Consider the following 24,393-nt stretch of genomic DNA (forward strand, 5'->3'; position numbering starts at 1 on the left):
CTCTTGCGGGCGGTGGCGTGCCCAGCCGTGCATTCAGCGTGCCTCACGGCAGGTGAACGCAGGCTGAACGATCACTTGATCAGGCTGAGAAACTCACTGCGGGTGGCCGCGTTTTCACGGAATTCGCCCAGCATCACCGAGGTGATCATGGCCGAGTTCTGCTTCTCGACGCCACGCATCATCATGCACATGTGCTTGGCTTCGATCACCACCGCAACGCCCAGCGCGCCGGTGACCTGCTGGATGGCTTCGGCGATCTGGCGGCTGAGGTTTTCCTGGATCTGCAGACGGCGGGCATACATGTCGACGATACGCGCCACTTTCGACAAGCCAAGCACCTTGCCCTGCGGGATGTAGGCCACATGTGCCTTGCCAATGAACGGCAGCAGATGGTGCTCGCACAGCGAGTACAGCTCGATGTCCTTGACCATCACCATTTCACTGGCATCGGAGCTGAACAGCGCGCCGTTGGTCACTTCTTCCAGGGTCTGCGTGTAACCGCGACACAGATACTGCATGGCCTTGGCGGCGCGCTTGGGGGTGTCCAGCAGACCTTCGCGCGAGACGTCCTCGCCCAGTTGCCCGAGGATGGCGGTGTAATTCTGTTCCAGTGTCACAGAGGGTGATTCCGTATAGGTTTCAGAGCGGTACGTTTGGGTCTGTACCGATTTTTTACCAATCGAGCTGGTGTCCCGTTTGCCGATCCCGCTCCAGTGGAGTTGGGCGATTGCGCATACGTAACCTGCGGATCTCGTCGATTGGCGATGAAAGCGGGGTTTATCCCGGCGATTGGGCACATGTTAGCGTAGGTGTGCTCGCAGTTGTACTGCCGTGGCCTCGTAATGCTTTCGCAATCAGCGCCGGTTTTTAGACTTTGCCCGGCATGGCGCTATAGCCAGGTGCTTTTCAGAGCCGCAGAAAAGCGAATGCAGGGAGCATGTGTTTTGGCTTGGGCTCTCCGACATGCGTTTCTGTTGCCTTGATTGGAGTGCTGGAATGACATATGTCGTAGCTTTTTCAAGCGTTTGCAAAGCAGATCTGAAGCGTATCCTTGCTTCATGAAGGCGGCTTGTGAGATTAAGGCCAGAGTCTGATAGGAGGTTGGATGCCGAGTCAAAAGGACGAGCTGGAACTTGAGAAACTCCAGGCTGAGGTTCACAAGTTTGTGGCTGAGGCACGAAAAATGATCGCAGAGACCAATAAGCTCCAGCGCGAAACGAGCTTTTATCCATTCGTGGCGGCTGGTGGGTTGATCACCGTAATAGTTACTGCTGCCGCTTTCATTCACAAGCTCCAGGCAGCCAGTATCCAGTAGCGGACAGCGACTTGCAGCGCTTGAGATTCAGGCTGGACCAAGCGAAAGTGTGTACGCAACGCATGAATCGGCATTTCGAGAGAAGATGAGTATGAGTCACGATCAAGTCATAAAGCGGATGCGCGAAGACCTCGAGCAGTTGGGCAACGAGGTCCGCAACATGCCTGCCCATGAACCACGAAACGTTCTGGTGTCTGCTGCATCCGGTGCAGTATTTGCTCTGGTTTTTTCATGGCTTGCATTCAAGGTCTGGTTCTGAAGGCCTGCGATAGCTATGTCAGGGCAGTTAGTCGCCTGAGTGGGGTCCAAAGTCGTATGGCTTTTTTGTGTCTGGCTGGCTGTTGTTTTGTTTGCCCTGAAAAATCCGCTTTTACAGCTTTTGTATCCTCTCGCTTACACGTTGGCGACCAGATCGCTACCCACTTCCGAGGTCCATTGCGGTCTGAGTAGGCAGGTCATCAATCCATTGCCTGTCTAGAGAGTAAACCCGGATGTTGAGTCGAGTAGCAAAAATAGCGTTGTTCGCGATTGTACTGTCGTCGGTTTCCGGTTGCTGGCCGTTCTGGCCTGGTCCGGGCGGACATGGCGGCGGCGGTGGCGGGCATCATGAGGGCGGTGGTCCTGGTCCTGGTCCTGGCGGTCCTGGCCCGGGTCGCTGAGTCACCAGCGGGGCGGCAACATGCAGCCCGACGACGAGTCTGACTGACTGGAAGGGCGCGGCGGGTTCTACTCGTCGCGCCCTTCCATCATGGTGCGCCTGAGGATCACGTACACCGCACCTGCACCGCCATGTTTGGCCAGGCAGGAGCAAAAGCCCAGTACCTGCGAATGCTGACGCAGCCAGGTGTTGACGTGGCTCTTGATCATCGGCCGCTTGCCGTCCAGGCGTACCGCCTTGCCATGGGTGACGCGTACGCAGCGTATTTCCAGACGGGTTGCTTCAGCCAGAAATTCCCACAGCGTCTCGCGCGCCACTTCCACGCTCATGCCATGCAGGTCCAGGCTGCCCTCGAAGCTGATCTGCCCGAGTTTGAGCTTGCGCATCTGACCTTCCTGCACACCGTCACGCGACCAGCTCAGAACATCTTCAGGACCGACGTCGATCACGAATTGATCCGACAAGCCGTCGACGGTCACCGAGTCGGTGCGCAAGGTCGCCGACTGGCGCAGGCGGGCCAGCATTTTTCGATCGGTCTTGGGTTTGCCGACATCGGCGTGTTCATGCTTGAGCGGCTTGACGCCACGTGTCTCGCTTCTGAACAGGGAAAAATCGTCGTCTTGCATGGGGCCTCCGCGAAGGAGGCCATTCTAACCGGTCCGGCGAGAGGGTCAGTTGTGTTTTTTCATCAGATGCGAAGAGATACTCAAGCCGCCAGCACTGCGCTGACGACGGCAGCGGCGCCATAGCCAGACACCCATGTACAGCACCAGCAATCCGCCGATGGCGACAAACGCCGCGCCGCCGGGACTGGCGTTGAGTTCACCGAGCATCTGCGGATGAACCGTGAGGCTGGATACACCGGCAATCGTCAGCAACAGACCCGCGACCACAAGGAGCAGTGCGATCAGCGTGCCGATGCGTTTGCCCCAGTTGCCCTGACCCCTGGGGCGCAGGCGACGTGCATCGAAACCATCTGACGTTTTCATGCCTTTTCCTCAACAGGTATCAGCTCAATGGAGTATCGGCGCTCTGACCCGGGGAAGGAGGGGTGGTTCCCGCCTCCGGGACGATCCATGACGGCACAGGATGGGCGGTTATGTGAACGCTGTCACACGCTTCCTCGCCTGTGTCGCGTCAGACAAGATCTTTGGTCAGTGCCAGGGTGGCGAAGTTGTCGGCCATGATTGCCATCTCGGTTCGGTGCACGACCTCTGCGCTGACCACGCCGTGCGGGCTCGGCAGGTCGCGGGTTGCGCAGGCATCGTCGACCAGGGTGCAGCGATAACCGTAGTCCTTGGTGGCGCGAACCGTGGTGCTGATACTCGAATGACTCATGAAGCCGCAGACGATCAGGTCCAGGTGCCCCAGACTCTGCAGCAGTTCATGCAGCCCGGTGCCATTGAAGGCATTGGGCAGGCGCTTCTCGACCAGATGTTCATCGCCCTGCGGCAGCAGCTCCGGCACCAGTTCACCGCGCTCGCCATGGGGGTCGAACGGGCCGCCCACAGTGCCCAGATGGCGGATGTGAACGATCGGGCACTTGACCGCGCGTGCCTTCTCGACCAGCCGGCCGATGTTGGCCATCGCTTCTCTGACGCCGGTCAGGGCCAGCGGGCCGCGGAGGTATTCTTTTTGCGCGTCGATGATGATCAGCGTCGCGTTACTCAGATGGGCGGGCGCATGCACCCTGCCACTGAGTTGAAACATGGTCTTTAAATCGGACATTCACGGGCTCCTTGGTGTGGGGCTTTTGCGACATTCTCCTCTGGCTGAAGCGTTCTGGGAATGGCAACCATCGCAGGCCACGGTTTTTATGGCCTGCAGGGCAGTTGCAGGAGGGGGTAGCTGGCGGTTTGCCTTGATGGCGGTAGACGAATCATGGAAACTTCCCCGCCTATCGGGTACGAAGAATGCACGTTGTTCGTAACCAGACTGTTCACCGAGGCTCGTCTTACAGCAGTTCGTTGCCTTTCAAGGAGTTTGTCCATGATCACTTCCCGTCTGCGTACCGTGCGCGACCATATACGCTGGGCCGTCAGCCGCTTTCACGAGGAAGACGTATTTTTCGGTCATGGCACCGACAATGCCTGGGATGAAGCACGGCAACTGGTGCTGGGCGCACTGCACCTGCCTTGGGAAATTGCCGACAGCTACCTGGATTGCCGTCTGGAAGTCGATGAAATATCCGAACTGCAACGCTTGATCAAGCGTCGCATCGATGAGCGTGTGCCAACCCCTTATCTGCTGGGCGAGGCCTGGTTCTGTGGCATGTCGTTCATTGTCGATGACCGCGTCTTGATCCCGCGTTCGCCCATCGCCGAGCTGATCGAAGAGCGTTTCGCCCCCTGGCTGGCCGACGAGCCGGCGCGGATTCTCGACCTGTGCACAGGCTCCGGTTGCATCGGTATCGCCTGCGCCGAGGTGTTTCCCGAAGCCGAGGTGGCCCTGGCCGACCTGTCCTACGACGCACTGGAAGTGGCCAATCAGAACATCGAACGTCACGGCATGGAGGATCGCGTCTACACCGTTCAGGGCGACGGATTCGACGGCCTGCCGGGTCAGCGCTTCGACCTGATCGTGTCCAACCCGCCCTATGTGGACGCCGAAGACTTTGCCGATATGCCCGACGAGTATCAGCATGAGCCGGAGCTGGCGCTGGCCTGTGGCAGCGACGGTCTGAACCTGGTCCGCCGCATGCTCGCCCAGGCCGCCGATCATCTGAACGAGAAGGGCCTGTTGATCGTCGAGGTCGGCAATAGCCAGGTGCACGTGCAGGCGCTGTACCCGGAGGTCGATTTCGCCTGGCTGGACTTCCAGCGCGGCGGGCATGGTGTGTTCATGCTCACTGCAGAACAGTGCCGCGACCATCAGGCACTGTTCCAGTCGAAGGTTTGAGCTCAACAGCCGCGATAAGCGGCTGAGGCTGAGACAAAAGGGAGGCTGATATCAGCCTCCCTTTTTTATTTTAACGGCTTTATCGGCGCGTCTCTTATCGGTGCGTTGCGATCCAGATCAGCAGCCCGGCCTGGAACACCGCGAAGGTCACCAGACAGGCAATCGTGAAGCGCAGGCCGCTGTCTTCACGCTTGTATTTGCTGACCCGGTCTTCATGCTGGCGAATCGTCACTTCCTGCTCGATCAGATTTTTCTCGGCCTTTTCCAGCATCTGCGAGGCTTCGAGAATCTCGATGATCTGCACCTTGTCGTTGTTCCAGGTGCTGTGCAGGTTGCCGACGTGTACATCCTTGATCGCGCCTTTCATGTGCTGGGCATCGGCATACGTCACTTCAAAGCCCAGCGTGCGCAGAAAGTGATCGCGACGCAGACGTGTGTCTTCGTTCAGACCGTCCTTGCTGGCCAGCGCCACGCCTTCAATCTTGTAGGAAGACCATCTTTTCTGCGCCCAATGCACCGCATGAGCAATCATGAAGCGTCCGATACCGCGGTTCCATGGCTCGATCTGCAAGCCTGACTCGGGACCGAAGCGCACCATGCGTTTTTCGTGGTCGGCCCAGATATCCAGATGGTTCTGTTCCTTGCGCACCCGCTGACCTGGCAATTGCACCGTGATGCGCAGCAGGCTCAACGCCTTGCTGTGCCGCTCGGCACGGCCGAACTGTACGAAGCGCAGAGGGCGGCCGCCGGTCGCGCGGTCGGTGGGCAGCGGCGACAGACGCAGCATCTGAAAGCTTTCGGGCAGAACGTCTTCCCACGGCTGCGGGGGCACCGGCACTGCGACTTCTGCGCTGGCCGGTTCTGCGGGGGTTTCAGTCATGGTAGTTGCGTCTGTCATAAGGGTGTCCTTTCCTGGGCCTTGCCCCGGAGCACGTTCGCCGGGGCATAAAGGTGCCGAAACACTAAGGTGCCGGAACACAGGGCCAGCAAACCGCTATCGGCCAGATTCGCCAGGACTGAAGGGCATTTGACTAACGCGCGTCAGATCTTTTTTCCGGGTGTGGCATCCGGGTGAGGCAGCGCCTTGATGAAGCTCAGGATCCGCTCGGTCACTTCACTGGCCAGCGGCTGGGTCGGATTGCGGTAGGAGAGCAGTTGTTGCTGCAAATCGTCCGGGACGATGCGCAGCACATGATTCATGCCGTCGATCAGGGACAGCTGTGCATCCGGCTTGGCCTTCTGCAACAGCAGCGCATCACCCACACCGACCTGAATGTCGTTGCGACCCTGAACGATCAGCGCCGGAATGTGCAAGGCACCGAAAGCCGCCGCCGGGTCCTGGCGGAACAGCGAGATCAGGTACGGCTGGACACTGGGGCGGAACACCACTTCCAGCTCGGCGGGCACGTTGTCATCGGTCTTGCCGGCCTTGAGTTCGTCGAGCAACTGATCGCTGCGCTGCAGCAGGTCCGGTGGCAGGCGCTCCTGAAACTGTTCGCGCAGCACCTGATCCACCGGTCGCCCGGTGCCGGCCACGGAAATCAGCGCCGCTGCACCTACCTTTTCAGCCGCCAGCGTCGCCACCAGCGCACCTTCGCTGTGGCCCAACAGAATCAACTGGCCCAGGCGCGGGTTGGCTTTCAGCGCTCTGGCCCAGAGCTGCACATCGGCCACGTAGCGCTCGACGCTCAGGTTGCGTTCATCCGGCGTGACCGCCTTGCTGGCCGCGACGCCGCGTTTGTCGTAGCGCACGCTGGCGATATTGTTGCTGGCCAGGATCACCGCCAGGCGTTTCATGCTGTCGTTGCGTCCACCCTCCGGGTTGTTGCCGTCGCGGTCGGTGGGGCCGGAACCGGCGACGATCAGCACCACCGGCACCGGTTTGTCGGAACGCGGCATGAGCAGCGTGCCGTACAGCTTGCCGTTCTCGGTATCCACGCTTATCGGCCGCTGCACCGTACCGGGCGCCGCAGCGCTGGCGGTTGCGGCGGCCAGGCTCAGGATCAGGGTTATCGGCAGGGCCAGCAGACGCAGCGCGTTGGGAACTCGAAGCAGGGAAATACCGGATAACATCGCAAGGCCATCATTGGGGGAGTCACGCTTGGACGCACGCGGTGACAGAAGGTTCGAGGATGAACTGAACCGCGAGCCTGCGTATACTGGCGCGCTTGGTTTAACGATCTGGTTTTTTGGCTGATTTTTCGGAGCGCCCGCATGTCCGGCAACACTTTCGGCAAGCTGTTCACTGTCACCACCGCCGGCGAAAGCCACGGCCCGGCGCTGGTCGCTATCGTCGACGGCTGCCCGCCGGGGCTGGAGCTGGACCTGCAAGACCTGCAGCGCGACCTGGACCGGCGCAAGCCGGGCACCAGCCGCCATACCACGCAGCGTCAGGAAGCCGATGAGGTCGAGATACTCTCGGGTGTCTTCGAGGGCAAGACCACCGGCGCGTCCATAGGCCTGCTGATCCGCAACACCGATCAGAAATCCAAGGACTATTCGGCGATCAAGGACCTGTTCCGCCCGGCCCACGCCGATTACACCTATCACCACAAGTACGGCATCCGCGACTACCGCGGTGGCGGACGCAGTTCGGCAAGGGAAACCGCCATGCGTGTGGCTGCGGGGGCCATCGCCAAGAAGTATCTGGCAAGCCAGGGCATCGTCATTCGCGGCTACATGAGCCAGCTTGGCCCGATCCAGATCCCGTTCAAGACCTGGGATTCGGTAGAAGACAACGCGTTTTTCTGCCCCGACCCTGACAAGGTGCCGGAACTGGAAGCCTACATGGACCAGCTGCGACGTGATCAGGACTCGGTCGGTGCGAAAATCACCGTGGTCGCAGACGGGGTAATGCCGGGTCTCGGCGAGCCGATCTTCGATCGTCTGGACGCTGAGCTCGCGCACGCGCTGATGAGCATCAACGCGGTCAAGGGTGTGGAAATCGGTGCCGGTTTCGACTGTGTTGCCCAGCGCGGCACCGAGCACCGCGACGAGATGACGCCACAGGGTTTCCTGTCCAATCACGCGGGCGGCATTCTCGGCGGCATTTCCTCCGGCCAGCCGATCATCGCGCATCTGGCGCTCAAGCCGACCTCCAGCATCACCACGCCAGGGCGTTCGATCGATGTCGATGGCAACGCCGCCGATGTCATCACCAAAGGTCGGCATGACCCGTGTGTCGGCATCCGTGCCACACCGATTGCCGAGGCAATGATGGCCATCGTTCTGCTCGATCACCTGCTGCGCCATCGCGGTCAGAACGCCGACGTCAGCGTCAACACACCTGTGCTGGGGCAGGTGTAATGCACGCCGTCACGGTTGCGGATTGCTAGCGTGGCGCAACCTGGCGGCGGACAGCTGCCTTACTGGCGGCTGTCCGGGTTCTACGTATGCTATTTCGCCTTGCTGGGCCTGTCGGCGCCGTTCATGGCCCTTTACCTGCATCATCTGGGTTTTTCCAGCGCACGGATCGGCGAGCTGGTCGCCATTCCCATGCTGATGCGCTGCGTCGCGCCCAATCTCTGGGGGTGGCTGGGTGATCACACCGGTTGGCGTCTGACCATTGTGCGGTCTGGCGCCATCTGCACGTTGCTGGCGTTTTCGCTGATTCTGGTCGAAAAAAGCTATGCCTGGCTGGCGATGGTCATGGCGCTCTATGCGTTCTTCTGGCACGCCATCCTGCCGCAGTTCGAAGTCATCACCCTCGCGCACCTGCAAGGCCAGGCCTCGCGTTACAGCCAGGTTCGGCTGTGGGGTTCGATCGGTTTCATTCTGGCCGTCGTGGTGCTGGGGCGGGTGTTTGAATGGTTCAGCCTGGACCTGTTCCCCTACATCGCGCTGACGATCATGTCCGGTATCGTTATCAGCAGCTGGTGGGTGCCGAATGCGCAACCCTCACCGTCGAGCCGCGAAACCGGGTCGGGCGGCTTTCTCAGGCAACTGGCGCGCCCCGGTGTATGGGCGTTCTACCTCAGTGTTGCGCTGATGGTGCTCAGCCATGGGCCGTATTACACCTTTTTGACCCTGCACCTCGAAGCGCTCGGTTACAGCCGCGGCCTGATCGGCCTGCTATGGGCGGTCGGCGTGGTGGCTGAAGTGCTGATGTTCATGGTCATGAGCCGGATTCTGCAGCGCTTCACCGTGCGCCAGGTACTGTTCGCCAGTTTTCTGCTGGCCGCACTGCGCTGGCTGCTGCTGGGGCTGTTTGCCGATCACCTCACCGCGCTGCTGATTGCCCAGGTGATGCACGCCGCCACGTTCGGCAGCTTTCACGCCGCTGCCATTCATTTCGTGCAAAGTAGCTTCGGTCCGCGTCAGCAAGGTCAGGGGCAAGCGCTTTATGCTGCCTTGTCCGGGGTCGGCGGGGCGTTGGGCGCTCTGTATTCCGGTTACAGCTGGAACGCGCTGGGGCCGACCTGGACCTTTGCCATCGCCAGCCTTGCAGCCTTTGCCGCTGCCGTCATGATTGTCACACCCAAGAAAGAGGAAGGTGTATGAGCCGCGAACAATTGAGCCTGGAAATCATTGAGGCCGGGCGTTTTCTGTACGGCCGTGGCTGGTCGCCTGCCACCAGCAGCAATTATTCTGCGCGCCTTTCTGCCAGTGAGGCGTTGTTGACCGTATCCGGCAAGCACAAGGGCCAGTTGGGCCCTGACGATGTGCTGGCCACCGATCTGGCTGGCAACAGCCTGGAGCCCGGTAAAAAGCCGTCTGCCGAAACCTTGCTGCATACCCAGTTGTACAGCTGCAGGCCGCAAGTCGGCGCGGTGCTGCACACCCATTCGGTGAACGCGACCGTGTTGTCGAGGCTGACCACGGCCGATCATCTGGTGTTCGAGGATTACGAACTGCAGAAGGCCTTTAGCGGCGTGGTCACTCACGAGTCGCAGGTCGTGGTACCGATTTTCGACAACGATCAGGACATTGCCCGTCTCGCGGCAAAGGTGCAGCCTTGGCTGGACACCCATCCCGAGTGCGCCGGCTACCTGATCCGCGGTCATGGCCTCTACACCTGGGGGGCTAAAATGAGCGACGCCTTGCGCCAGATCGAAGCGTTCGAGTTCCTGTTCGAGTGCGAACTGAAAATGCGCGCGGTAATGAACCGCTGACAACGTCTTGCCAAACCAGTCTGTAAGCCTGACCGGCCTGTAAAAGCCGGAAGGCGTTGCACCAAACCGAGGATTCACGCATGAGCAGCCTGTCCGTTTATCACGTTTCAAGCCCTGATATGCCCAACAAGGTGCTGACCCATCTGGAAGACATCGCGTCGACACTGGCCGAGCACGGCGTGGCGTTCGACCGTTGGGAAGCCGCGACGCCGATCACTCCCGGTGCCAGTCAGGAAGAGGTGATCAGCGCCTATCGCACGCAGATCGACACGCTGATGACCGAACGCGGTTATGTCACCGTGGACGTCATCAGTCTCAACAGCGATCACCCGCAAAAAGCCGAATTGCGCGCCAGGTTTCTTGAAGAGCACCGCCACGGCGAAGACGAAGTACGCTTTTTCGTCGCCGGGCGGGGCTTGTTCACCTTGCACATCGACGACTATGTGTACGCCGTGCTGTGCGAAAAGAACGACCTGATTTCCGTACCGGCCGGCACGCGGCACTGGTTCGATATGGGCGAAAACCCGCACTTCGTGGCCATCCGCCTGTTCAACAACCCGGAAGGCTGGGTGGCCAATTTTACCGGTGAAGACATTGCCGGCCGTTTTCCACGGCTGGAAGACTGACAGGAGCCCGATTCTGATGCCCATCAAAGCTATCCTCACGGATATCGAAGGCACCACCAGTGCAGTGAGTTTCGTTTTCGACGTGCTGTTTCCGTTCGCCAGAAAGCACCTGCCCGCATTCGTTCGCGAACATGCCGAGCAACCGGCCGTGGCGCAGCAGTTGCAGGCGGTGCGCGACCTGGCCGGTGAGCCGGACGCCGATGTCGAGCGCGTCATTGCACTCCTGCTGGAATGGATCGCCGAGGACCGCAAAGCCACACCGCTCAAGGCCCTGCAGGGGATGGTCTGGGAGCAGGGTTACAACGCCGGACAGCTAAAGGGGCATGTTTATCCGGATGCTGTCGATGCCTTGAAACACTGGCATCAACAGGGCTACCGGCTTTACGTTTATTCCTCGGGCTCTATTCAGGCTCAGCAATTGATTTTCGGCTGTTCCGAGGCGGGCGATCTGTCCGGCCTGTTCAGCGGTTACTTCGATACGACCTCCGGCCCCAAGCGCGAAGCGCAGTCCTACCGGACGATTGCCCAGGCAATGGACTGTCCTGCCGGGGACATTCTGTTCCTGTCGGATATCGTCGAAGAACTCGATGCCGCACAGGCCGCCGGCATGGCCACCTGTGGTCTTGCGCGTGATGGCGGGGCACTTGCCGGGCACCGGTATGTGACCAGTTTTGCGCTTATCGACCCAGCCGCTTTCTAGAAGACTCCCGCCTGCTGTGCGCGGCATCGTCCTGATGCCGCTGCATTGAAAACTGCCTGCCGCAAGGCTCACGCACTACGTCTGTAGGACTTTTCCTGCTTTCTGGTGAGCTGTTGCCGGGTTGAAAGTGCGTTGAATCTGTTTGTTCTGTTCGCCGTTTTTCAACGTGATTATTCGTGTAAGTTCTGCGCCATCGCCAACGGGGTCACGGACAACACCTGTACCGATTCACGGGCGAACAAGGAGCGGCAGCGATGTGCAGTGCCATGACAGAAAGCGCAACCAGGGACTTATTGATACAGCAGATGGTGAGCACGATTACCGAGCTCGATGGGCAGACCGCCATCGAAAATGCACTCGAGTGGTTACGGCGCGAATGCAACAGCGAGCGCGCGATGTTCTTTCAGTTCAAGGGGCCGCTGTTGCTGACGTTCATCACCTCCAACGTCGACGAAGCGTGGGGCGATGCCTACCGTCAGCACGATCTGATCATGCAGGACCCGGTAATCCGTTGTTATCGCAATCAACTGGGCTTCCTTAACTGGCAGGATGCGTTCAGGCAATACCCGGTATCCGCCTTTTATGACGAGCTGGTCGATGCCTGTGAACTGCTTCCGGCCATCTCCTACGGCTACACCAATCATTGCCGCGGTGCCGACAGCGTGACATCGGTGTGTAGCCTGGGCGAAGTGGCGCGGCCCATCAGCGCTGAACAAAAGTACCTCATGAGCAGTCTCATGCCGGTGCTGCACAGTGTCGCGCGGGGTCTGAAGTTCTGTTCGCGCGGTCTGACCCATCGTGAGCTGGAAGTCTTGCAGTGGGCCAGAGACGGGAAGACGGCCTGGGAGATCTCGATGATCCGCGACGTGTCGGAGTCGACGGTGAAGTATCACCTCAAGACCATCTACTCCAAGCTCGGCGTTGCCAACAGGGCACAAGCGGTGGGCGAAGCACTGTGTCGTGGCCTTATCAGATAGTCGGCGGACAAAACGCAGGCAAAAAAAAGCCGCGAGAACAAGGTGTAATCGCGGCAAACAAGGGATGAGAGAGCGTACAGCGGGTGCCACCCAAGAGGGTGGCGGGCAAATCAACGTGTGTGATACGTCGGCAGATCAAAACGGTGCTGGCTTTGCAGCATCGAGATGGCTGGCAACTCGCTGGCTTGTGCAGCCAGGTCACGGCGGATGGCACTGATTACCCATTCCAGTTGAACCGGAGTGTGCAACTGAGCATAAGAGACTGAGCGACGGATCTGCTTACCATCCTGGGTACGCAGTGACAACAGAACACCACCATCGGGACGCGGTTGAGTGGTGACGGTGTAGTCGGAGAATACGGAAGCGAATTTTTCTTGAATAAAAGTCATGTGAGGCGGCTCCATTGCTCATGGGATAACAAGCTTGCAAGTACTATTGCAGTGTCTGTGCCAGACTTTCCTTGAAATTTAATCCTTTAAAATCAATAACTTGAAATATCTCTTGTTTTCAGGCTTCGTGCATTTTGCATGAACACCCGTCGTGCGCCCTGCATTTTGCCGTTTCTTGCACGATGGGCATCGGGCAGAAGGGCGATTGCATGCATTGCGGCGATCATGAGCAGGCATTGCGCATGGGGATCGATGCCGATCGAACAGCTGGCGAGACTTGAGGTCAGTGTGTTTATCGATGCCGGGTCAACGCATACCCGGAGTACTGTGCGCCAAGGAGTAGTTAATGACCGATACAGATATCAGCGCTTCGAAAACCATGACTGAAGACGAAGCTGCCGAGTTCGCCGAGCAGGTATTCGATGTGGCTCGCCAGGGGAATGCCGTCATGCTCGAGCGTCTGCTTGAAAAGGGGCTGCCGGCAGATCTGCGCAACCACAAGGGCGATACGCTGCTGATGCTGGCCAGCTATCACTGCCATGCGGATGCGGTCCGTGTGCTGCTGAACCACAAGGCTGATCCTGAAATCCGCAACGATAACGGTCAGAGCCCCATCGCCGGCGCAGCGTTCAAGGGCGATCTGGCAGTGGTCAGGTTGCTGGTCGAGGCGGGTGCCGATATAGACGGTGCCTCTGCTGATGGCCGCACCGCACTGATGATGGCGGCGATGTTCAATCGCAACGAGATAGTCGATTACCTGATCAGTCAGGGCGCGGACCCGCATGCCACCGATGCCAAGGGCATCACTGCACTGGGCGCCGCTCAGGCAATGGGCGCGACCGTCACCATCGAGCAGTTGAGCAAAATGGGCGTGCAGCCAGCCCGGTCCTGACGGCGAGTGCATTGACCGCAAGGCATGAACACATAGAGGCGCGATGGATTTACCGTTATCCTTCGCGCCTCTTTTTTTGCCCGCTATCAGGATCGCCCCCATGAAAGACTCACTGGTCGAATTAATCAGCAAAGTCAGCTCCGGCTGCATGGGCGACGATGAGATCGTGCATATCGCCGATGAAGCCGCGCAGGCGTATGCCGATCCGCAGGCATTTCTGGCGGCCAACCCTGATATCAACTACGACGATACATTCCCGATCCCGTTGGGCGAGTGGGTCGTGGTGGGCAGCCTGCCGGAAACCGTACTGTTCCAGGCCGACAGCTACATGGACCTGTTCGAGCAGATCGTGCAGTCGTTTGGCAAGGACGTGACCTTCAACATCAAGCCCAGGCAACTGGCCAAGGTAGAGCCGCTGGTCGCGCTCAATCGCATTCAGATTCAGTTGAGCAGCATGAACAAGGAGATGGGCGGCTATGTGCTGATGAACTTCAGCCAGCCACTGGATGACGAGTTGCAAGCGGTGCTGGTGTATGGCCGTGACGAAGCACGCGTAGTCGAGCTGGCAGCAACGGCCGGCATCCATGCCGCACCTGCATTGCAAGCCTTGCGCGGTTAACCCAGCGCCGTATCGAGAAACATCATCACCGCAAAGCCGCCCATCAGGCCCAGGGTTGCCGAGGTCTGATGGCCATTGCGGTGGGTTTCCGGGATGACTTCATGAGAGACCACGAAGATCATCGCGCCTGCCGCCAGCCCCATGCTCAACGGGTAGGCGATGGCAAAGCCGCTGGAGATGCCCAGGCCCACCAGTGAGCCCAGCGGCTCCATGAGGCCGGAACCGATGGCCACCAGCATCGCCTTGAAGGCCGACAGGCCGGTCGCGCGCAGGGCCAGCGCAATGGCCAGACCTTCGGGAATGTCCTGAATGGCGATGGCCGTGGTCAATGGCAGGCCGACGTTCATGTCGCCGCTGGCGAAACTGACGCCAATCGCCATGCCCTCAGGCAGGTTATGCAGGGTGATCGCCAGCACGAACAGCCAGACCCGACTGATTCGATCCGAGTGAGGCCCCTGGCGGCCTACGCTTTCATGTTCGTGCGGGGTGAACCTGTCCAGCCCCAGCATCAGCAGCACCCCCAGCCCCAGGCCGGCGACAACCGTCGCAGCTGCCCACGGCCCGCTGTCGGTAATGTCCCGGGCGGCTTCCAGGCCTGGAAGAATCAGCGAGAACGAACTGGCCGCCAGCATCATCCCCGCAGCGAACCCGAGCATGATGTCCTGAGCGCGTTGCGAGACGTTGCGCAGGGCAACCGCCATCACTGCGCCTAGCGCCGTCGCCAGAAAACCCGCGATACCGCCCAGCAGGGCGTGATTGAAGTTGACCTGACTGGTGCCATAGAAGGCGTTGTAAAGGCTGATGCCACCGAGGGCGACGACGATCAGCAGGGCGAGGGCGAAGCCCAGGCTTACCAGCGGGCTGCCCTGAAGCTGGTTTAACCAGGCCGCCCAGGGCGTTCGGGATGATGCGGGCGTAGGCATTGATAGGGCTACCTTTGTAAAGGGGAGAAGCAATGGTGACTGAAATATAAAGTCGACCCCGTCTGGGAGCCCGAGAATATAAGGTTGGTTCAACGGAACCCCCGAACGGCGCGACTATCCTAGGAGGGTAAGCATTTAATTTAGGGGCAACACCATGGGTTCTAGCTTCAACGGCCTGGTCGGCTTGATCATTCTGGCGCTCGATATCTGGGCCATCATCAACGTCTTGAAAAGCGGTGCCGAGACGGGCAAGAAAATCCTTTGGGTATTGCTGATCGTACTGCTTCCCGTGGTGGGCCTGATCATCTGGGCTATCCTCGGGCCGCGTGGCAACGTACGCATGTGATACGTCCACACGCTGGGCAAATAACGCTTGATTACCCTGGGTAATCAGGCGTTTTTCGTTTCATGCGTCGGGCATTTGCAGCGGCAATGCCACGCCAGGCTGCATAGAGGTTCGACCTGTCATGTTCCTCGACGTAGAATGCGCGCCTTTGTTGTGGGCGGTCGGCCGTCCTGTCATCAGTACCCAGCGGGAGCTTACCCATGAGCGATTATCAGGAAACGTTATACGAAGGCTACGGCCAACGCTTTCGTATGGAAAAAATGCTTCACGAAGTACGTACCGATCACCAGCACCTGGTGATCTTCCAGAACCCGCGCATGGGCCGTGTCATGGCGCTGGACGGCGTCATTCAGACCACCGAAGCGGACGAATTCATCTACCACGAAATGCTCACCCATGTGCCGATTCTGGCGCACGGTGCAGCCAAGCGCGTACTGATCATCGGCGGTGGCGACGGCGGTATGTTGCGTGAAGTCGCCAAGCACATGAGCGTCGAACACATCACCATGGTCGAGATCGATGCGACCGTGGTCGAGATGTGCAAGGAATATCTGCCCAATCATTCCAGCGGTGCCTTCGACGATTCGCGTCTGAACCTGGTGATCGACGACGGCATGCGCTTCGTCGCGACCACCGAAGAGAAGTTCGACGTGATCATCTCCGACTCCACCGATCCGATCGGCCCGGGTGAAGTCCTGTTCTCGGAAAACTTTTATCAGGCCTGCCATCGCTGCCTCAATGAAGGCGGCATTCTGGTCACCCAGAACGGCACGCCTTTCATGCAGTTGAGCGGTGTGCAGACCACGGCCGGGCGCATGAACGGTCTGTTTGCCGACTGGCATTTCTATCACGCAGCGATCCCGACCTACATCGGCGGCGCAATGACTTTCGCCTGGGGTTCGACCGACAAGAGCTATCGCAAACTGCCGCTGGAAACCCTGCGTCAGCGTTTCTCGGGCAGCGGTATTGTTACGCGTTATTACAATCCGGAAGTCCACATCGGCGCATTCGCCTTGCCACAGTACGTTCTGCAGGCCGTGGGCAAGGCCAGCAACGACTGATGAGTCGGTCCGGCTCCTCGAGCCGGATTTTCTCGAGCGTGGCCTGTGAGGCTTTATAAGCGCTTAATTCGCGACAGAAATTTCACACGATCTGTCACAAAATTGCGCGCGAAGCTGAACAGGCACGCGTCTTCATGGGCCGACCTGGCCCCTGGCGACCCGCAATCAAGTAATATCTGCGCCCTGTCGCGCGCCGTCTCCCTCAAGAGGAGGGCGGCGCTGCACTCTGAACCTACCCCTGAATCCACCGGATCCTGACAACCATGGCCAAAACGGACGCCCAGATTCATCGGCAAGCCCGCCTGCAAAACCCCACTGTCAAATCGCATCTGGCGTACATCCTGCTCAGCGGCTTCGCCCTGATGGTGATGTACACGCTGTTGCGTATCGGTCTGCTGGTCTACAACCGCGAGATGATTGGCGACACGCCTGCCTCGACGTTCCTTGAAGCACTGTTCAACGGCACGCGCTTCGACCTGCGCCTGACCATGTACCTGTTGATTCCGCTGGTGCTGTCGCTGTTCAGCGCACGCGCCATGGCGGCCCGCGGGTTCTTCCGTTTCTGGCTGACCCTGGTCGGCAGCATCACGCTGTTCTTCGGCTTGATGGAAATGGACTTCTACCGTGAGTTTCACCAGCGCCTGAACGGCCTGGTGTTTCAATACGTCAAGGAAGACCCGAAGACTGTTCTGAGTATGCTCTGGTACGGTTTCCCGGTGGTCCGCTACCTGCTGGCATGGGCCGTGGTGACCTGGCTGCTGAGCCTGGTGTTCAAGGGCATTGACCGTGCAACCCGTCCACGTGTCGCTGCAAAAACCGGTCCGCAAGCCACTCGCTCCGTTGCGCCGTGGTATGTGCGCGCCGGCGTATTCGTGCTGGTGTTGCTGGTCATGGTGGTCTGCATCCGTGGCACTTTGCGCCAGGGCCCGCCGCTGCGCTGGGGCGACGCTTACACCACTGATTCCAATTTCGCCAACCAGTTGGGCCTCAACGGCACACTGACGCTGATCACTGCGGCCAAGAGCCGTATGTCCGAAGATCGCGACAACATCTGGAAAGCCACGCTGCCACAGAACGAGGCCCAGCAGACCGTGCGCGACATGCTGCTGACCCCGAACGACAAGCTGGTCGAGCCGGATATTGCGGCTGTGCGTCGTGACTTCACGCCACCGGCAGAGAACACCTTGCCGATCCGCAATGTGGTCGTGATCCTGATGGAAAGCTTCGCCGGTCACTCGGTGGGCGCGCTGGGCAACGATGCCAACATCACGCCGTACTTCGACAAGTTGTCCAAGGAAGGCCTGTTGTTCGATCACTTCTTCTCCAACGGTACCCACACCCACCAGGGCATGTTCGCCACCATGGCGTGCTTCCCGAACCTGCCGGGCTTCGAGTACCTGATGCAGACGCCGGAAGGCAGCCACAAGCTGTCGGGTCTGCCGCAATTGCTGAGCACGGGCCGCAACTACGATGACGTCTACGTCTATAACGGCAACTTTGCCTGGGACAACCAGTCGGGTTTCTTCAGCAACCAGGGCATGACCAACTTCGTCGGCCGTGAAGACTTCGTCAACCCGGTGTTCTCCGATCCGACCTGGGGTGTTTCCGACCAGGACATGTTCGACCGTGGCGCGCAGGAGCTCAAGGCGCGTCAGGACGGCAAGCCGTTCTATGCGTTGCTGCAGACCCTGTCCAACCACACGCCGTATGCGCTGCCGGATCCTCTGCCGGTCGAGCGCGTCACCGGACACGGCTCGCTGGACGAGCATTTGACCGCCATGCGTTATGCCGACTGGGCGCTGGGCCAGTTCTTCGAGAAGGCCAAAAAAGAGCCTTACTACAAGAACACGTTGTTCGTGGTGCTGGGTGACCATGGTTTCGGTAACGACAAGCAACTGACCGAAATGGACCTGGGCCGTTTCAACGTGCCTCTGCTGCTGATCGGCCCTGGTGTGCAGGAGAAGTTCGGCCAGCGCAGCAGCATCGTGGGTACGCAGGTCGACGTCGTGCCGACCATCATGGGCCGTCTGGGTGGTCTGAACCGCAACCAGTGCTGGGGCCGCGATCTGCTGAACCTGCCTGAGGGTGACAAGGGCTTCGGCGTGATCAAGCCGTCGGGCAGTGAGCAGGTGGTCGCTATCATCAGCGGCAACCGTATCCTGATCGAACCGACCGAGATGCCTGCCAAGCTGTTGACCTACACCCTTGGCGCCAAGCCGCATGCCGAAGAAGTGCCTGATGCGCCCGACACGCAGGAGCTCAAGCGCAAGCTGGAAAGCTTCCTGCAGACGGCCACCAAGAGCCTTCTGGACAACACGGCAGGTGTAGAAGCCAGCAAGAACCGCAACTGATGACAACTGACTCGTCCGGCTGACCGGCGAGTCGGATCAGTCAAGCGACGAAGGCCCTCGGCATTGACTGCGAGGGTCTTTTTTTTTGCCCGGCATGGCTGGCCCGGCGGCGTAATCGGTTGAACGAATACGCGGGCCAAAAGGTCCAGATCACATAAGCCAGAGTGCCTGGCTTCGTACGGGAGGCATTGATGAAACAGTGGGCCATTGTGTATCTGGACAAGGATGGTGTGCAGCAACGCCGCGAGGCTGGTTTTGATCAGCGTCCCAGTGAGGAGGAGGCCGCGCGTTTCCTGCGCAAGGACCTTTACCCGGTCACCGACGAGCTGGATCTGAATGATCTTGATGGGCGCACTGAGGAACCTACCGTGAAGACGCTCAAGGACCATAACAGTGTGCAGATCGTTTCCATTACAGAAGTCGCCTGATCTGCGCTGATCAAAAACCTTTTCGTGGCAACCACTTGGCATCCGGCCCACGATAGGGCTACTCTGCAGATGAGGCTGTTCAGGCAGCCTCTGACATCTCGATACCCGACCGGCGCCAAGCCTGGTCCGGTCAGCTACATGCTTGATTCCCCGCGCCGGATTATCTGTCGTGAGGCGACCTCCGAAGACTCGGCGGTCGCTCTGGAAGAGTTGAAACTCTATCTATCGTTGCATAGGAGGACGTTTCATGAGCACAGCCTATCAAGAGGACATCAGCAGTAATGTACTGCGCCGCATGAAAGAAGGCGGTTTTGACTTCGCACGAATCTATCCCATCGAGTTCTACGCCATCTTCCCGGACGAGGAGCGGGCACGGCAGGCCGCAGAGCAATTTCGCGGCGAATCCCTCAACACTCAGGTAAACGTACGTGATGACGGCCATTGGCACCTGCAATTGAGCAAGGTCATGTACGCGACTTATCACGGCATTGGTGACTTCGAGCAGGACTTCCAGACGGTCATTTCACCTATGGACGGCGAAGTCGAGGGATGGGGCGTTACTCAGGAGATCAGAAGACTGCACGCTTGATGGCTGCGGATTGTCAGGCAATACACCACCGGCTGATTCGGGACACGTCCCGGATCGGCCGGTTCTGTTTTAGCGCCTCGTTCATAAACATTGATCAAAAAAAAGCCACTCAAACGAGTGGCGCAAAGGGAAGTCTGTTTAAAATCCGCAGGCATTTCTCGCCTGCTGGACAAAATATCGGTTGCGGCAAAAGCGGCGTTTGGTGCCCTGTTTGCTCGGTTGATATGGAGTGTGGAGAACTAATGTCGTTGGCGGAAATCAACTCTGACTATGCTGATCATAGATTTCACGGTTGAATGACGCCTCCGAATGAAGCGCGAAAGAATTGGCTTGGGCGTTTAGTGCACAGGAATGGTGCGTGGAACGTAGAGTGTTTACCTAACCTTTTGAAATCAAAGCGTTTATGCCGGTGGCACGGGCTTTGCGATGGTCTTGGTGTCCATGGTGACAAGGAGTACGGCATGATCCGCACCTTTTATGACGAGATGTACGATGCGGGCGGCGTAGTCCGTCCGCACTATCGGGAGTTCGCCCGCTGGCTGGGTGATACACCTCCCGAGCTTTTGGCTCAACGCAGGCGCGAAGCTGATCTGCTGTTTCACCGTGCCGGGATCACGTTCACACTCTATGGTGATGAGCAGGGCACCGAGCGGCTTATCCCTTTCGATACCATCCCGCGCAGCATCCCGGCCAGCGAATGGCGGGTTGTCGAGCGTGGCTGCATTCAGCGCGTCAAGGCGCTGAACATGTTTCTGGCGGATCTGTATCACGACCAGCGGATTATCAAGGCCGGGATAATTCCCGCCGAACAGGTGCTGGCCAACGAGCAGTATCAGCTGGCAATGCAGGGCCTGAACCTGCACCGCGATCTGTACTCGCATATTTCCGGCGTCGATCTGGTGCGCGACGGTGACGGCACCTATTACGTGCTGGAAGACAACCTGCGCACCCCGAGCGGCGTGAGTTACATGCTCGAAGACCGCAAGATGATGATGCGCCTGTTCCCGGAGCTGTTTTCCGCGCAGCGCATTGCGCCGATTGACCACTACCCGAATCTGTTGCTCGACACGCTCAAGAGTTCCAGCCATCTGGACAACCCGAGTGTCGTGGTGCTGACGCCTGGCCGCTTCAACAGCGCTTTTTTCGAGCATGCATTTCTGGCTCGCGAGATGGGCGTCGAACTGGTGGAAGGTGCTGATCTGTTTGTCCGCGATGACCGCGTGTTCATGCGCACCACTGATGGCCCGAAAGCCGTTGACGTGATCTATCGTCGTCTCGATGACGCATTTCTCGATCCGCTGGCCTTCAACCCTGACTCGATGCTGGGCGTCCCGGGGCTGCTGTCTGCCTATCGATCCGGCAACGTGGTGCTGGCCAATGCGATTGGTACCGGCGTTGCGGATGACAAGTCGGTTTATCCCTACGTCACCGATATGATTCGCTTCTATCTGGACGAAGAGCCGATTCTCAAGAACGTGCCGACCTGGCAGTGCCGCAAGCCCGAAGAGCTGTCACATGTGCTGGCCAACCTGGGCGACCTGGTCGTCAAGGAAACCCAGGGCTCCGGCGGCTACGGCATGCTGGTCGGCCCCGCAGCGACCGCCGCCGAGATCGAAGCCTTCCGGGCGCGCCTCAAGGCCAAGCCGCATGCGTACATCGCCCAACCCACCTTGTGCCTGTCGACCTGTCCGACCTTTGTCGAGAACGGCATCGCCCCGCGACATATCGATTTGCGCCCGTTTGTTCTGTCCGGTCGTGAAACCCGCGTTGTGCCTGGCGGGCTTACCCGAGTGGCCTTGCGTGAAGGCTCGCTGGTGGTCAATTCGTCACAGGGTGGCGGAACCAAAGACACCTGGGTGGTCGAGGATTAAGGATGCCTGCCAATGTTAAGTAGAACTGCCTCTGATCTTTTCTGGATGTCGCGTTACCTGGAGCGAGCGGAGAACCTCGCCCGCATGCTGGACGTGAGCTATTCGCTGTCGCTGATGCCGCAGGACGGGCGGGGCGACGGGCTGGATGAAATAGCCATGCCGTTGCTGATCACCGGAACGCTGGAAACCTATATCGAGCGTCATGGCGAGCTGCATGCCGAGCGCATGCTGCATTTCTTTGCTCTGGACGCCACCAACCCGGCCAGCATCTACAGCTGCCTGGGCGCAGCAAGGGTCAGTGCGCATGCCGTGCGCGGTCGCATCACCGCAGACATGTGGGAGAACATCAACTCCACCTGGCTGGAGATTCGCGGCATCGCCCAGCAGGGGCTGACCCGCTACGGCATGAGCCGTTTCTGCGAATGGGTCAAGGAGCGTTCGCACCTGTTCCGTGGCGCGACCTACGGCACCATCATGCGTAACGATGCGTTCCGCTTCATCCGTCTGGGTACGTTCATCGAGCGCGCCGACAACACCATGCGCATGCTCGATGCCCGCTATGAAATGCTTGAATTACGCGGGCCACAGGCTAACGCTGCGGCGGACAACTCGGCGGCCGGTTATTACCAGTGGAGTGCCTTGTTGCGCGCACTGTCTTCGTTCGAGGCTTACACTGAAGTCTATCGGGATGCGCCAGGCGCGCGTCAGGTTGCCGAACTGTTGCTGCTGCGTGCCGACATTCCGCGTTCGCTACGCGCGTGTCTGGAGGAGATGGACGTCATTCTGGCCAGCCTGCCCGGCGTCAACGGTCGACCTGCGCAGCGCATGGCGGCCGAGATGGACGCGAGATTGCGCTACACCAGCATCGACGAGATTCTGGCTGAAGGCCTGCACGAGTGGTTGAACGAATTCATTCCGCTGCTGGCTCAACTGGGTGATGCCATTCACACTTCGTACCTGGAGGCTGCATGAGACTTTCGATAAGCCATGAGACCACCTATCACTATGATGACCAAGTGCGCTCGAGTATCCAGTATCTGCGTCTGACGCCTCACGACAGTGAACGTCAGCAAGTGCTCAGCTGGCAGTTGACGTTGCCACGTCCGGTGCGCGCGCAGATCGACCCCTTTGGCAATATCCTGCATGTTCTGAGCCTGGAAGAGCCGCACGAAGCGATCATCATTGGCGCGCGCGGGCAGGTTGAAATCGACGAGACCCGCGAGGCCGAGCACGAAAGCCAGTCGGCATTGCCGTTCTTGCGCGTGACCCGACTGACCGAGCCTGACGAGGCGATTCGCAGTTTTGCGGCCATGGAGTGCCGCAAGCGCGCTGACCGCACGGGGTTGATCGACCTGATGCAGGCGCTCAACCAGCACATGACCTACACCCAGGGCGCAACCGAAGTGGACACCAGTGCCGCGCAGGCCTTCGCCGGACGCTCGGGCGTGTGTCAGGACCATACCCACGCGTTTCTTGCCTGTGCCCGTAGCCTTGGGGTACCGGCTCGTTATGTCTCCGGCTATCTGTGCAGCGAAGACAGCGAGCATCTGTCCAGCCACGCCTGGGCCGAGGCCTGGATAGACGACGCCTGGTACAGTTTTGATGTCACCAATCAGCTGGCCATCCCCGAGCGTCACTTGAAACTGGCGGTAGGGCTGGACTATCTGGACGCCTGTCCGGTACGCGGCATGCGGCGCGGCGGCGGATCCGAGCAGATGCACGCCAAGGTCGTGGTGTCGCCCATGACCGGCACGCCGAAAGTGAAAACCCGCGTGCAGGTCCAGACGCAGCATCAGTAATCCGCAGCGGGTCTGCGCATCATGAAGTGGCCGGGCTCAATTGCCTGGCCATTGTTCATTCGGCGGGGTCGTCGGTGATGTCGTAGAGCGCGTTGTGCAGCTCTTCATAGTTGCCGCCATTGATGACGCTGAAGTAGCCGGCAGCCCGGAGCTTTTCCTGGGCCTTGTCGGCCTTGCTGTCCGTGCTGCTGAAAATCACGAACACCGCATTGCGGTCGGTGAGCACCTGTTTCATCTGATTGACCAGCCGTCGATCATCGACGCGTACCGCGTTCAGTACCGTACCTGCGTCATAGTCGGTCTGGCTACGCACATCCATCGCCAATTTGCCTTCCTTAAGCGCCGCCACGGCTGCAGCCTGATCGACCATCCCCGCGTGTGCTGCGAAACTGCTGACAAGTGCACAAACAGCAATCCATTGGCGCATACATTCAACCTCCCTCAGTGCGAAGGGAAAGAGTGGCACAGATGAACGTTGATCGAAAGCGCGTGGATCAACCAAACAATCGATTCAGGTTAGGCACGATCAATAACAGCGCAGTAGTGAAGAGGATCAATCCCGCCTGACGTATTTTGGAGTGTTTGAACTTGAACATGGCTGACCGCCTTTTGTTGTTATTCCTGAGCGACAAAAGCAGGCCCGATCTGCAAAACAGATAATCGACTGCTGGCAAGGTTGTGCATTGAACAGGTGGGTCCGGTCATTCGACCGCTGGCCCGAGCGCTGAAAGGATTTTGCGCGCCTCCTGTTACAGATATAACCATAGAGCCGAGGTGCCCTATAGTTTAGAACTGTTGGGAATCTAAACGTGTTTATCTAGAATCGAAAGCTATTACCGC

At 59.2% G+C, this 24,393-nt stretch carries 28 protein-coding genes; 19 read left to right on the forward strand and 9 right to left on the reverse strand.

Going from position 1 to position 24,393, the window contains the following annotated elements:
• Nucleotides 1–71: 71 nt before the first annotated feature.
• Nucleotides 72–617, reverse strand: coding sequence for a GTP cyclohydrolase I FolE (folE, locus tag AC54XV_RS09490; protein WP_003343112.1), 546 nt, complete (start codon nt 615–617; stop codon nt 72–74).
• Between the two features lie 488 nt (nt 618–1,105).
• On the opposite strand from folE, the gene AC54XV_RS09495 reads away from it, so the two are divergent.
• Both AC54XV_RS09495 and AC54XV_RS09500 read left to right on the forward strand, forming a co-directional pair.
• Nucleotides 1,106–1,315 carry a hypothetical protein gene (locus AC54XV_RS09495; protein WP_003343114.1) on the forward strand — a complete coding sequence of 70 codons (210 nt, stop codon included), beginning with the start codon at nt 1,106–1,108 and terminating at the stop codon, nt 1,313–1,315.
• Nucleotides 1,316–1,406: 91 nt separating this feature from the next.
• On the forward strand, nt 1,407–1,574 hold the full coding sequence (locus AC54XV_RS09500; RefSeq protein WP_003405800.1) for a hypothetical protein: 168 nt from the start codon (nt 1,407–1,409) through the stop codon (nt 1,572–1,574).
• 467 nt (nt 1,575–2,041) lie between these two features.
• Here the strand turns inward: AC54XV_RS09500 and AC54XV_RS09505 are convergent, their stop codons facing one another.
• From AC54XV_RS09505 to AC54XV_RS09515, 3 genes are all read right to left on the reverse strand, one after another.
• Complete coding sequence (locus AC54XV_RS09505; RefSeq protein ID WP_003405798.1) at nt 2,042–2,599, reverse strand: Smr/MutS family protein; 558 nt, start codon at nt 2,597–2,599, stop codon at nt 2,042–2,044.
• 45 nt (nt 2,600–2,644) lie between these two features.
• Nucleotides 2,645–2,962: a hypothetical protein gene (locus AC54XV_RS09510; protein ID WP_011267280.1), complete on the reverse strand. Its 318-nt coding sequence runs from the start codon at nt 2,960–2,962 to the stop codon at nt 2,645–2,647.
• A gap of 148 nt (nt 2,963–3,110) precedes the next feature.
• Nucleotides 3,111–3,701 (reverse strand): cysteine hydrolase family protein, encoded by a 591-nt coding sequence (locus AC54XV_RS09515; protein WP_003315142.1) that lies wholly within the window; start codon nt 3,699–3,701, stop codon nt 3,111–3,113.
• A gap of 261 nt (nt 3,702–3,962) precedes the next feature.
• On the opposite strand from AC54XV_RS09515, the gene prmB reads away from it, so the two are divergent.
• Nucleotides 3,963–4,871 (forward strand): 50S ribosomal protein L3 N(5)-glutamine methyltransferase, encoded by a 909-nt coding sequence (gene prmB / locus AC54XV_RS09520; RefSeq protein ID WP_003405794.1) that lies wholly within the window; start codon nt 3,963–3,965, stop codon nt 4,869–4,871.
• A gap of 94 nt (nt 4,872–4,965) precedes the next feature.
• Here the strand turns inward: prmB and AC54XV_RS09525 are convergent, their stop codons facing one another.
• Both AC54XV_RS09525 and AC54XV_RS09530 read right to left on the reverse strand, forming a co-directional pair.
• A complete protein-coding gene (locus AC54XV_RS09525) occupies nt 4,966–5,769 on the reverse strand; it encodes a hypothetical protein (protein ID WP_024642073.1) in 804 nt (267 codons plus the stop codon).
• A 143-nt stretch (nt 5,770–5,912) separates the two neighbouring features.
• A complete protein-coding gene (locus tag AC54XV_RS09530) occupies nt 5,913–6,944 on the reverse strand; it encodes an alpha/beta hydrolase (protein WP_058822461.1) in 1,032 nt (343 codons plus the stop codon).
• 141 nt (nt 6,945–7,085) lie between these two features.
• Here AC54XV_RS09530 and aroC point away from each other — a divergent pair, with 141 nt between their 5' ends.
• The 6 genes from aroC (at nt 7,086) to AC54XV_RS09560 (ending at nt 12,285) form a co-directional block, all read left to right on the forward strand.
• Complete coding sequence (gene aroC / locus AC54XV_RS09535) at nt 7,086–8,177, forward strand: chorismate synthase (protein ID WP_003405788.1); 1,092 nt, start codon at nt 7,086–7,088, stop codon at nt 8,175–8,177.
• Nucleotides 8,178–8,207: 30 nt separating this feature from the next.
• Nucleotides 8,208–9,371, forward strand: a complete 1,164-nt coding sequence (locus tag AC54XV_RS09540) for an MFS transporter (RefSeq protein ID WP_011267283.1) — start codon at nt 8,208–8,210, stop codon at nt 9,369–9,371.
• The gene (locus AC54XV_RS09545; protein WP_003405783.1) at nt 9,368–9,982 is read left to right on the forward strand and encodes a methylthioribulose 1-phosphate dehydratase; all 615 of its coding nucleotides are present in this window, start codon (nt 9,368–9,370) and stop codon (nt 9,980–9,982) included. The genes AC54XV_RS09540 and AC54XV_RS09545 overlap by 4 nt, the downstream gene beginning before the upstream one ends.
• A gap of 80 nt (nt 9,983–10,062) precedes the next feature.
• Nucleotides 10,063–10,608, forward strand: a complete 546-nt coding sequence (locus AC54XV_RS09550) for a 1,2-dihydroxy-3-keto-5-methylthiopentene dioxygenase (RefSeq protein WP_011267284.1) — start codon at nt 10,063–10,065, stop codon at nt 10,606–10,608.
• A gap of 16 nt (nt 10,609–10,624) precedes the next feature.
• Complete coding sequence (gene mtnC / locus AC54XV_RS09555; RefSeq protein ID WP_024640613.1) at nt 10,625–11,308, forward strand: acireductone synthase; 684 nt, start codon at nt 10,625–10,627, stop codon at nt 11,306–11,308.
• A gap of 254 nt (nt 11,309–11,562) precedes the next feature.
• Nucleotides 11,563–12,285: a helix-turn-helix transcriptional regulator gene (locus tag AC54XV_RS09560; protein ID WP_024640612.1), complete on the forward strand. Its 723-nt coding sequence runs from the start codon at nt 11,563–11,565 to the stop codon at nt 12,283–12,285.
• 110 nt (nt 12,286–12,395) lie between these two features.
• Here the strand turns inward: AC54XV_RS09560 and AC54XV_RS09565 are convergent, their stop codons facing one another.
• On the reverse strand, nt 12,396–12,674 hold the full coding sequence (locus AC54XV_RS09565; protein WP_003315128.1) for a DUF3509 domain-containing protein: 279 nt from the start codon (nt 12,672–12,674) through the stop codon (nt 12,396–12,398).
• A 346-nt stretch (nt 12,675–13,020) separates the two neighbouring features.
• Here AC54XV_RS09565 and AC54XV_RS09570 point away from each other — a divergent pair, with 346 nt between their 5' ends.
• Nucleotides 13,021–13,566 carry an ankyrin repeat domain-containing protein gene (locus tag AC54XV_RS09570; protein WP_003405774.1) on the forward strand — a complete coding sequence of 182 codons (546 nt, stop codon included), beginning with the start codon at nt 13,021–13,023 and terminating at the stop codon, nt 13,564–13,566.
• A gap of 100 nt (nt 13,567–13,666) precedes the next feature.
• Entirely contained in the window at nt 13,667–14,185 is a 519-nt protein-coding gene (locus tag AC54XV_RS09575) for a hypothetical protein (protein WP_003405772.1), read from the forward strand.
• Here the strand turns inward: AC54XV_RS09575 and AC54XV_RS09580 are convergent.
• Nucleotides 14,182–15,108 (reverse strand): ZIP family metal transporter, encoded by a 927-nt coding sequence (locus tag AC54XV_RS09580; RefSeq protein WP_011267287.1) that lies wholly within the window; start codon nt 15,106–15,108, stop codon nt 14,182–14,184. The genes AC54XV_RS09575 and AC54XV_RS09580 overlap by 4 nt on opposite strands.
• A gap of 154 nt (nt 15,109–15,262) precedes the next feature.
• Here AC54XV_RS09580 and AC54XV_RS09585 point away from each other — a divergent pair, with 154 nt between their 5' ends.
• The 8 genes from AC54XV_RS09585 to AC54XV_RS09620 all read left to right on the forward strand — a co-directional run bounded on the left by AC54XV_RS09585 (nt 15,263) and on the right by AC54XV_RS09620 (nt 23,553).
• Nucleotides 15,263–15,454, forward strand: a complete 192-nt coding sequence (locus tag AC54XV_RS09585; protein ID WP_003315122.1) for a PLDc N-terminal domain-containing protein — start codon at nt 15,263–15,265, stop codon at nt 15,452–15,454.
• 200 nt (nt 15,455–15,654) lie between these two features.
• Nucleotides 15,655–16,515, forward strand: a complete 861-nt coding sequence (gene speE / locus AC54XV_RS09590; RefSeq protein ID WP_003371548.1) for a polyamine aminopropyltransferase — start codon at nt 15,655–15,657, stop codon at nt 16,513–16,515.
• Between the two features lie 263 nt (nt 16,516–16,778).
• Nucleotides 16,779–18,866, forward strand: coding sequence for an LTA synthase family protein (locus AC54XV_RS09595; RefSeq protein ID WP_058822460.1), 2,088 nt, complete (start codon nt 16,779–16,781; stop codon nt 18,864–18,866).
• Between the two features lie 191 nt (nt 18,867–19,057).
• Nucleotides 19,058–19,294, forward strand: coding sequence for a hypothetical protein (locus tag AC54XV_RS09600; RefSeq protein WP_003405762.1), 237 nt, complete (start codon nt 19,058–19,060; stop codon nt 19,292–19,294).
• A gap of 247 nt (nt 19,295–19,541) precedes the next feature.
• Nucleotides 19,542–19,883 carry a ribonuclease E inhibitor RraB gene (locus AC54XV_RS09605; RefSeq protein WP_003371555.1) on the forward strand — a complete coding sequence of 114 codons (342 nt, stop codon included), beginning with the start codon at nt 19,542–19,544 and terminating at the stop codon, nt 19,881–19,883.
• 461 nt (nt 19,884–20,344) lie between these two features.
• The gene (locus AC54XV_RS09610; RefSeq protein WP_003371557.1) at nt 20,345–21,754 is read left to right on the forward strand and encodes a circularly permuted type 2 ATP-grasp protein; all 1,410 of its coding nucleotides are present in this window, start codon (nt 20,345–20,347) and stop codon (nt 21,752–21,754) included.
• A 12-nt stretch (nt 21,755–21,766) separates the two neighbouring features.
• On the forward strand, nt 21,767–22,726 hold the full coding sequence (locus AC54XV_RS09615) for an alpha-E domain-containing protein (protein WP_003405759.1): 960 nt from the start codon (nt 21,767–21,769) through the stop codon (nt 22,724–22,726).
• Nucleotides 22,723–23,553, forward strand: coding sequence for a transglutaminase family protein (locus tag AC54XV_RS09620; protein WP_003371560.1), 831 nt, complete (start codon nt 22,723–22,725; stop codon nt 23,551–23,553). The genes AC54XV_RS09615 and AC54XV_RS09620 overlap by 4 nt, the downstream gene beginning before the upstream one ends.
• A 55-nt stretch (nt 23,554–23,608) precedes the next feature.
• Here the strand turns inward: AC54XV_RS09620 and AC54XV_RS09625 are convergent, their stop codons facing one another.
• Nucleotides 23,609–23,980, reverse strand: coding sequence for a rhodanese-like domain-containing protein (locus AC54XV_RS09625; RefSeq protein ID WP_011267291.1), 372 nt, complete (start codon nt 23,978–23,980; stop codon nt 23,609–23,611).
• Between the last annotated feature and the right edge of the window lie 413 nt (nt 23,981–24,393).

The organism is Pseudomonas fragariae (ex Marin et al. 2024), assembly GCF_059621105.1.

What these genes read in the sequence shown, in the direction of transcription:
- AC54XV_RS09570 (WP_003405774.1), top strand. Translation starts at nt 13,021, where the DNA reads ATGACCGATACAGATATCAGCGCTTCGAAAACCATGACTGAAGACGAA.
- AC54XV_RS09580 (WP_011267287.1), bottom strand. Translation starts at nt 15,108, where the DNA reads ATGCCTACGCCCGCATCATCCCGAACGCCCTGGGCGGCCTGGTTAAAC.
- AC54XV_RS09600 (WP_003405762.1), top strand. Translation starts at nt 19,058, where the DNA reads ATGAAACAGTGGGCCATTGTGTATCTGGACAAGGATGGTGTGCAGCAA.
- AC54XV_RS09610 (WP_003371557.1), top strand. Translation starts at nt 20,345, where the DNA reads ATGATCCGCACCTTTTATGACGAGATGTACGATGCGGGCGGCGTAGTC.
- speE (WP_003371548.1), top strand. Translation starts at nt 15,655, where the DNA reads ATGAGCGATTATCAGGAAACGTTATACGAAGGCTACGGCCAACGCTTT.
- AC54XV_RS09505 (WP_003405798.1), bottom strand. Translation starts at nt 2,599, where the DNA reads ATGCAAGACGACGATTTTTCCCTGTTCAGAAGCGAGACACGTGGCGTC.
- AC54XV_RS09605 (WP_003371555.1), top strand. Translation starts at nt 19,542, where the DNA reads ATGAGCACAGCCTATCAAGAGGACATCAGCAGTAATGTACTGCGCCGC.
- mtnC (WP_024640613.1), top strand. Translation starts at nt 10,625, where the DNA reads ATGCCCATCAAAGCTATCCTCACGGATATCGAAGGCACCACCAGTGCA.
- aroC (WP_003405788.1), top strand. Translation starts at nt 7,086, where the DNA reads ATGTCCGGCAACACTTTCGGCAAGCTGTTCACTGTCACCACCGCCGGC.
- AC54XV_RS09575 (WP_003405772.1), top strand. Translation starts at nt 13,667, where the DNA reads ATGAAAGACTCACTGGTCGAATTAATCAGCAAAGTCAGCTCCGGCTGC.
- AC54XV_RS09515 (WP_003315142.1), bottom strand. Translation starts at nt 3,701, where the DNA reads ATGTCCGATTTAAAGACCATGTTTCAACTCAGTGGCAGGGTGCATGCG.
- AC54XV_RS09615 (WP_003405759.1), top strand. Translation starts at nt 21,767, where the DNA reads ATGTTAAGTAGAACTGCCTCTGATCTTTTCTGGATGTCGCGTTACCTG.
- AC54XV_RS09595 (WP_058822460.1), top strand. Translation starts at nt 16,779, where the DNA reads ATGGCCAAAACGGACGCCCAGATTCATCGGCAAGCCCGCCTGCAAAAC.
- AC54XV_RS09560 (WP_024640612.1), top strand. Translation starts at nt 11,563, where the DNA reads ATGTGCAGTGCCATGACAGAAAGCGCAACCAGGGACTTATTGATACAG.
- AC54XV_RS09500 (WP_003405800.1), top strand. Translation starts at nt 1,407, where the DNA reads ATGAGTCACGATCAAGTCATAAAGCGGATGCGCGAAGACCTCGAGCAG.
- AC54XV_RS09545 (WP_003405783.1), top strand. Translation starts at nt 9,368, where the DNA reads ATGAGCCGCGAACAATTGAGCCTGGAAATCATTGAGGCCGGGCGTTTT.
- AC54XV_RS09585 (WP_003315122.1), top strand. Translation starts at nt 15,263, where the DNA reads ATGGGTTCTAGCTTCAACGGCCTGGTCGGCTTGATCATTCTGGCGCTC.
- AC54XV_RS09495 (WP_003343114.1), top strand. Translation starts at nt 1,106, where the DNA reads ATGCCGAGTCAAAAGGACGAGCTGGAACTTGAGAAACTCCAGGCTGAG.
- AC54XV_RS09565 (WP_003315128.1), bottom strand. Translation starts at nt 12,674, where the DNA reads ATGACTTTTATTCAAGAAAAATTCGCTTCCGTATTCTCCGACTACACC.
- AC54XV_RS09550 (WP_011267284.1), top strand. Translation starts at nt 10,063, where the DNA reads ATGAGCAGCCTGTCCGTTTATCACGTTTCAAGCCCTGATATGCCCAAC.
- AC54XV_RS09620 (WP_003371560.1), top strand. Translation starts at nt 22,723, where the DNA reads ATGAGACTTTCGATAAGCCATGAGACCACCTATCACTATGATGACCAA.
- AC54XV_RS09525 (WP_024642073.1), bottom strand. Translation starts at nt 5,769, where the DNA reads ATGACAGACGCAACTACCATGACTGAAACCCCCGCAGAACCGGCCAGC.
- AC54XV_RS09530 (WP_058822461.1), bottom strand. Translation starts at nt 6,944, where the DNA reads ATGTTATCCGGTATTTCCCTGCTTCGAGTTCCCAACGCGCTGCGTCTG.
- AC54XV_RS09625 (WP_011267291.1), bottom strand. Translation starts at nt 23,980, where the DNA reads ATGCGCCAATGGATTGCTGTTTGTGCACTTGTCAGCAGTTTCGCAGCA.
- AC54XV_RS09510 (WP_011267280.1), bottom strand. Translation starts at nt 2,962, where the DNA reads ATGAAAACGTCAGATGGTTTCGATGCACGTCGCCTGCGCCCCAGGGGT.
- prmB (WP_003405794.1), top strand. Translation starts at nt 3,963, where the DNA reads ATGATCACTTCCCGTCTGCGTACCGTGCGCGACCATATACGCTGGGCC.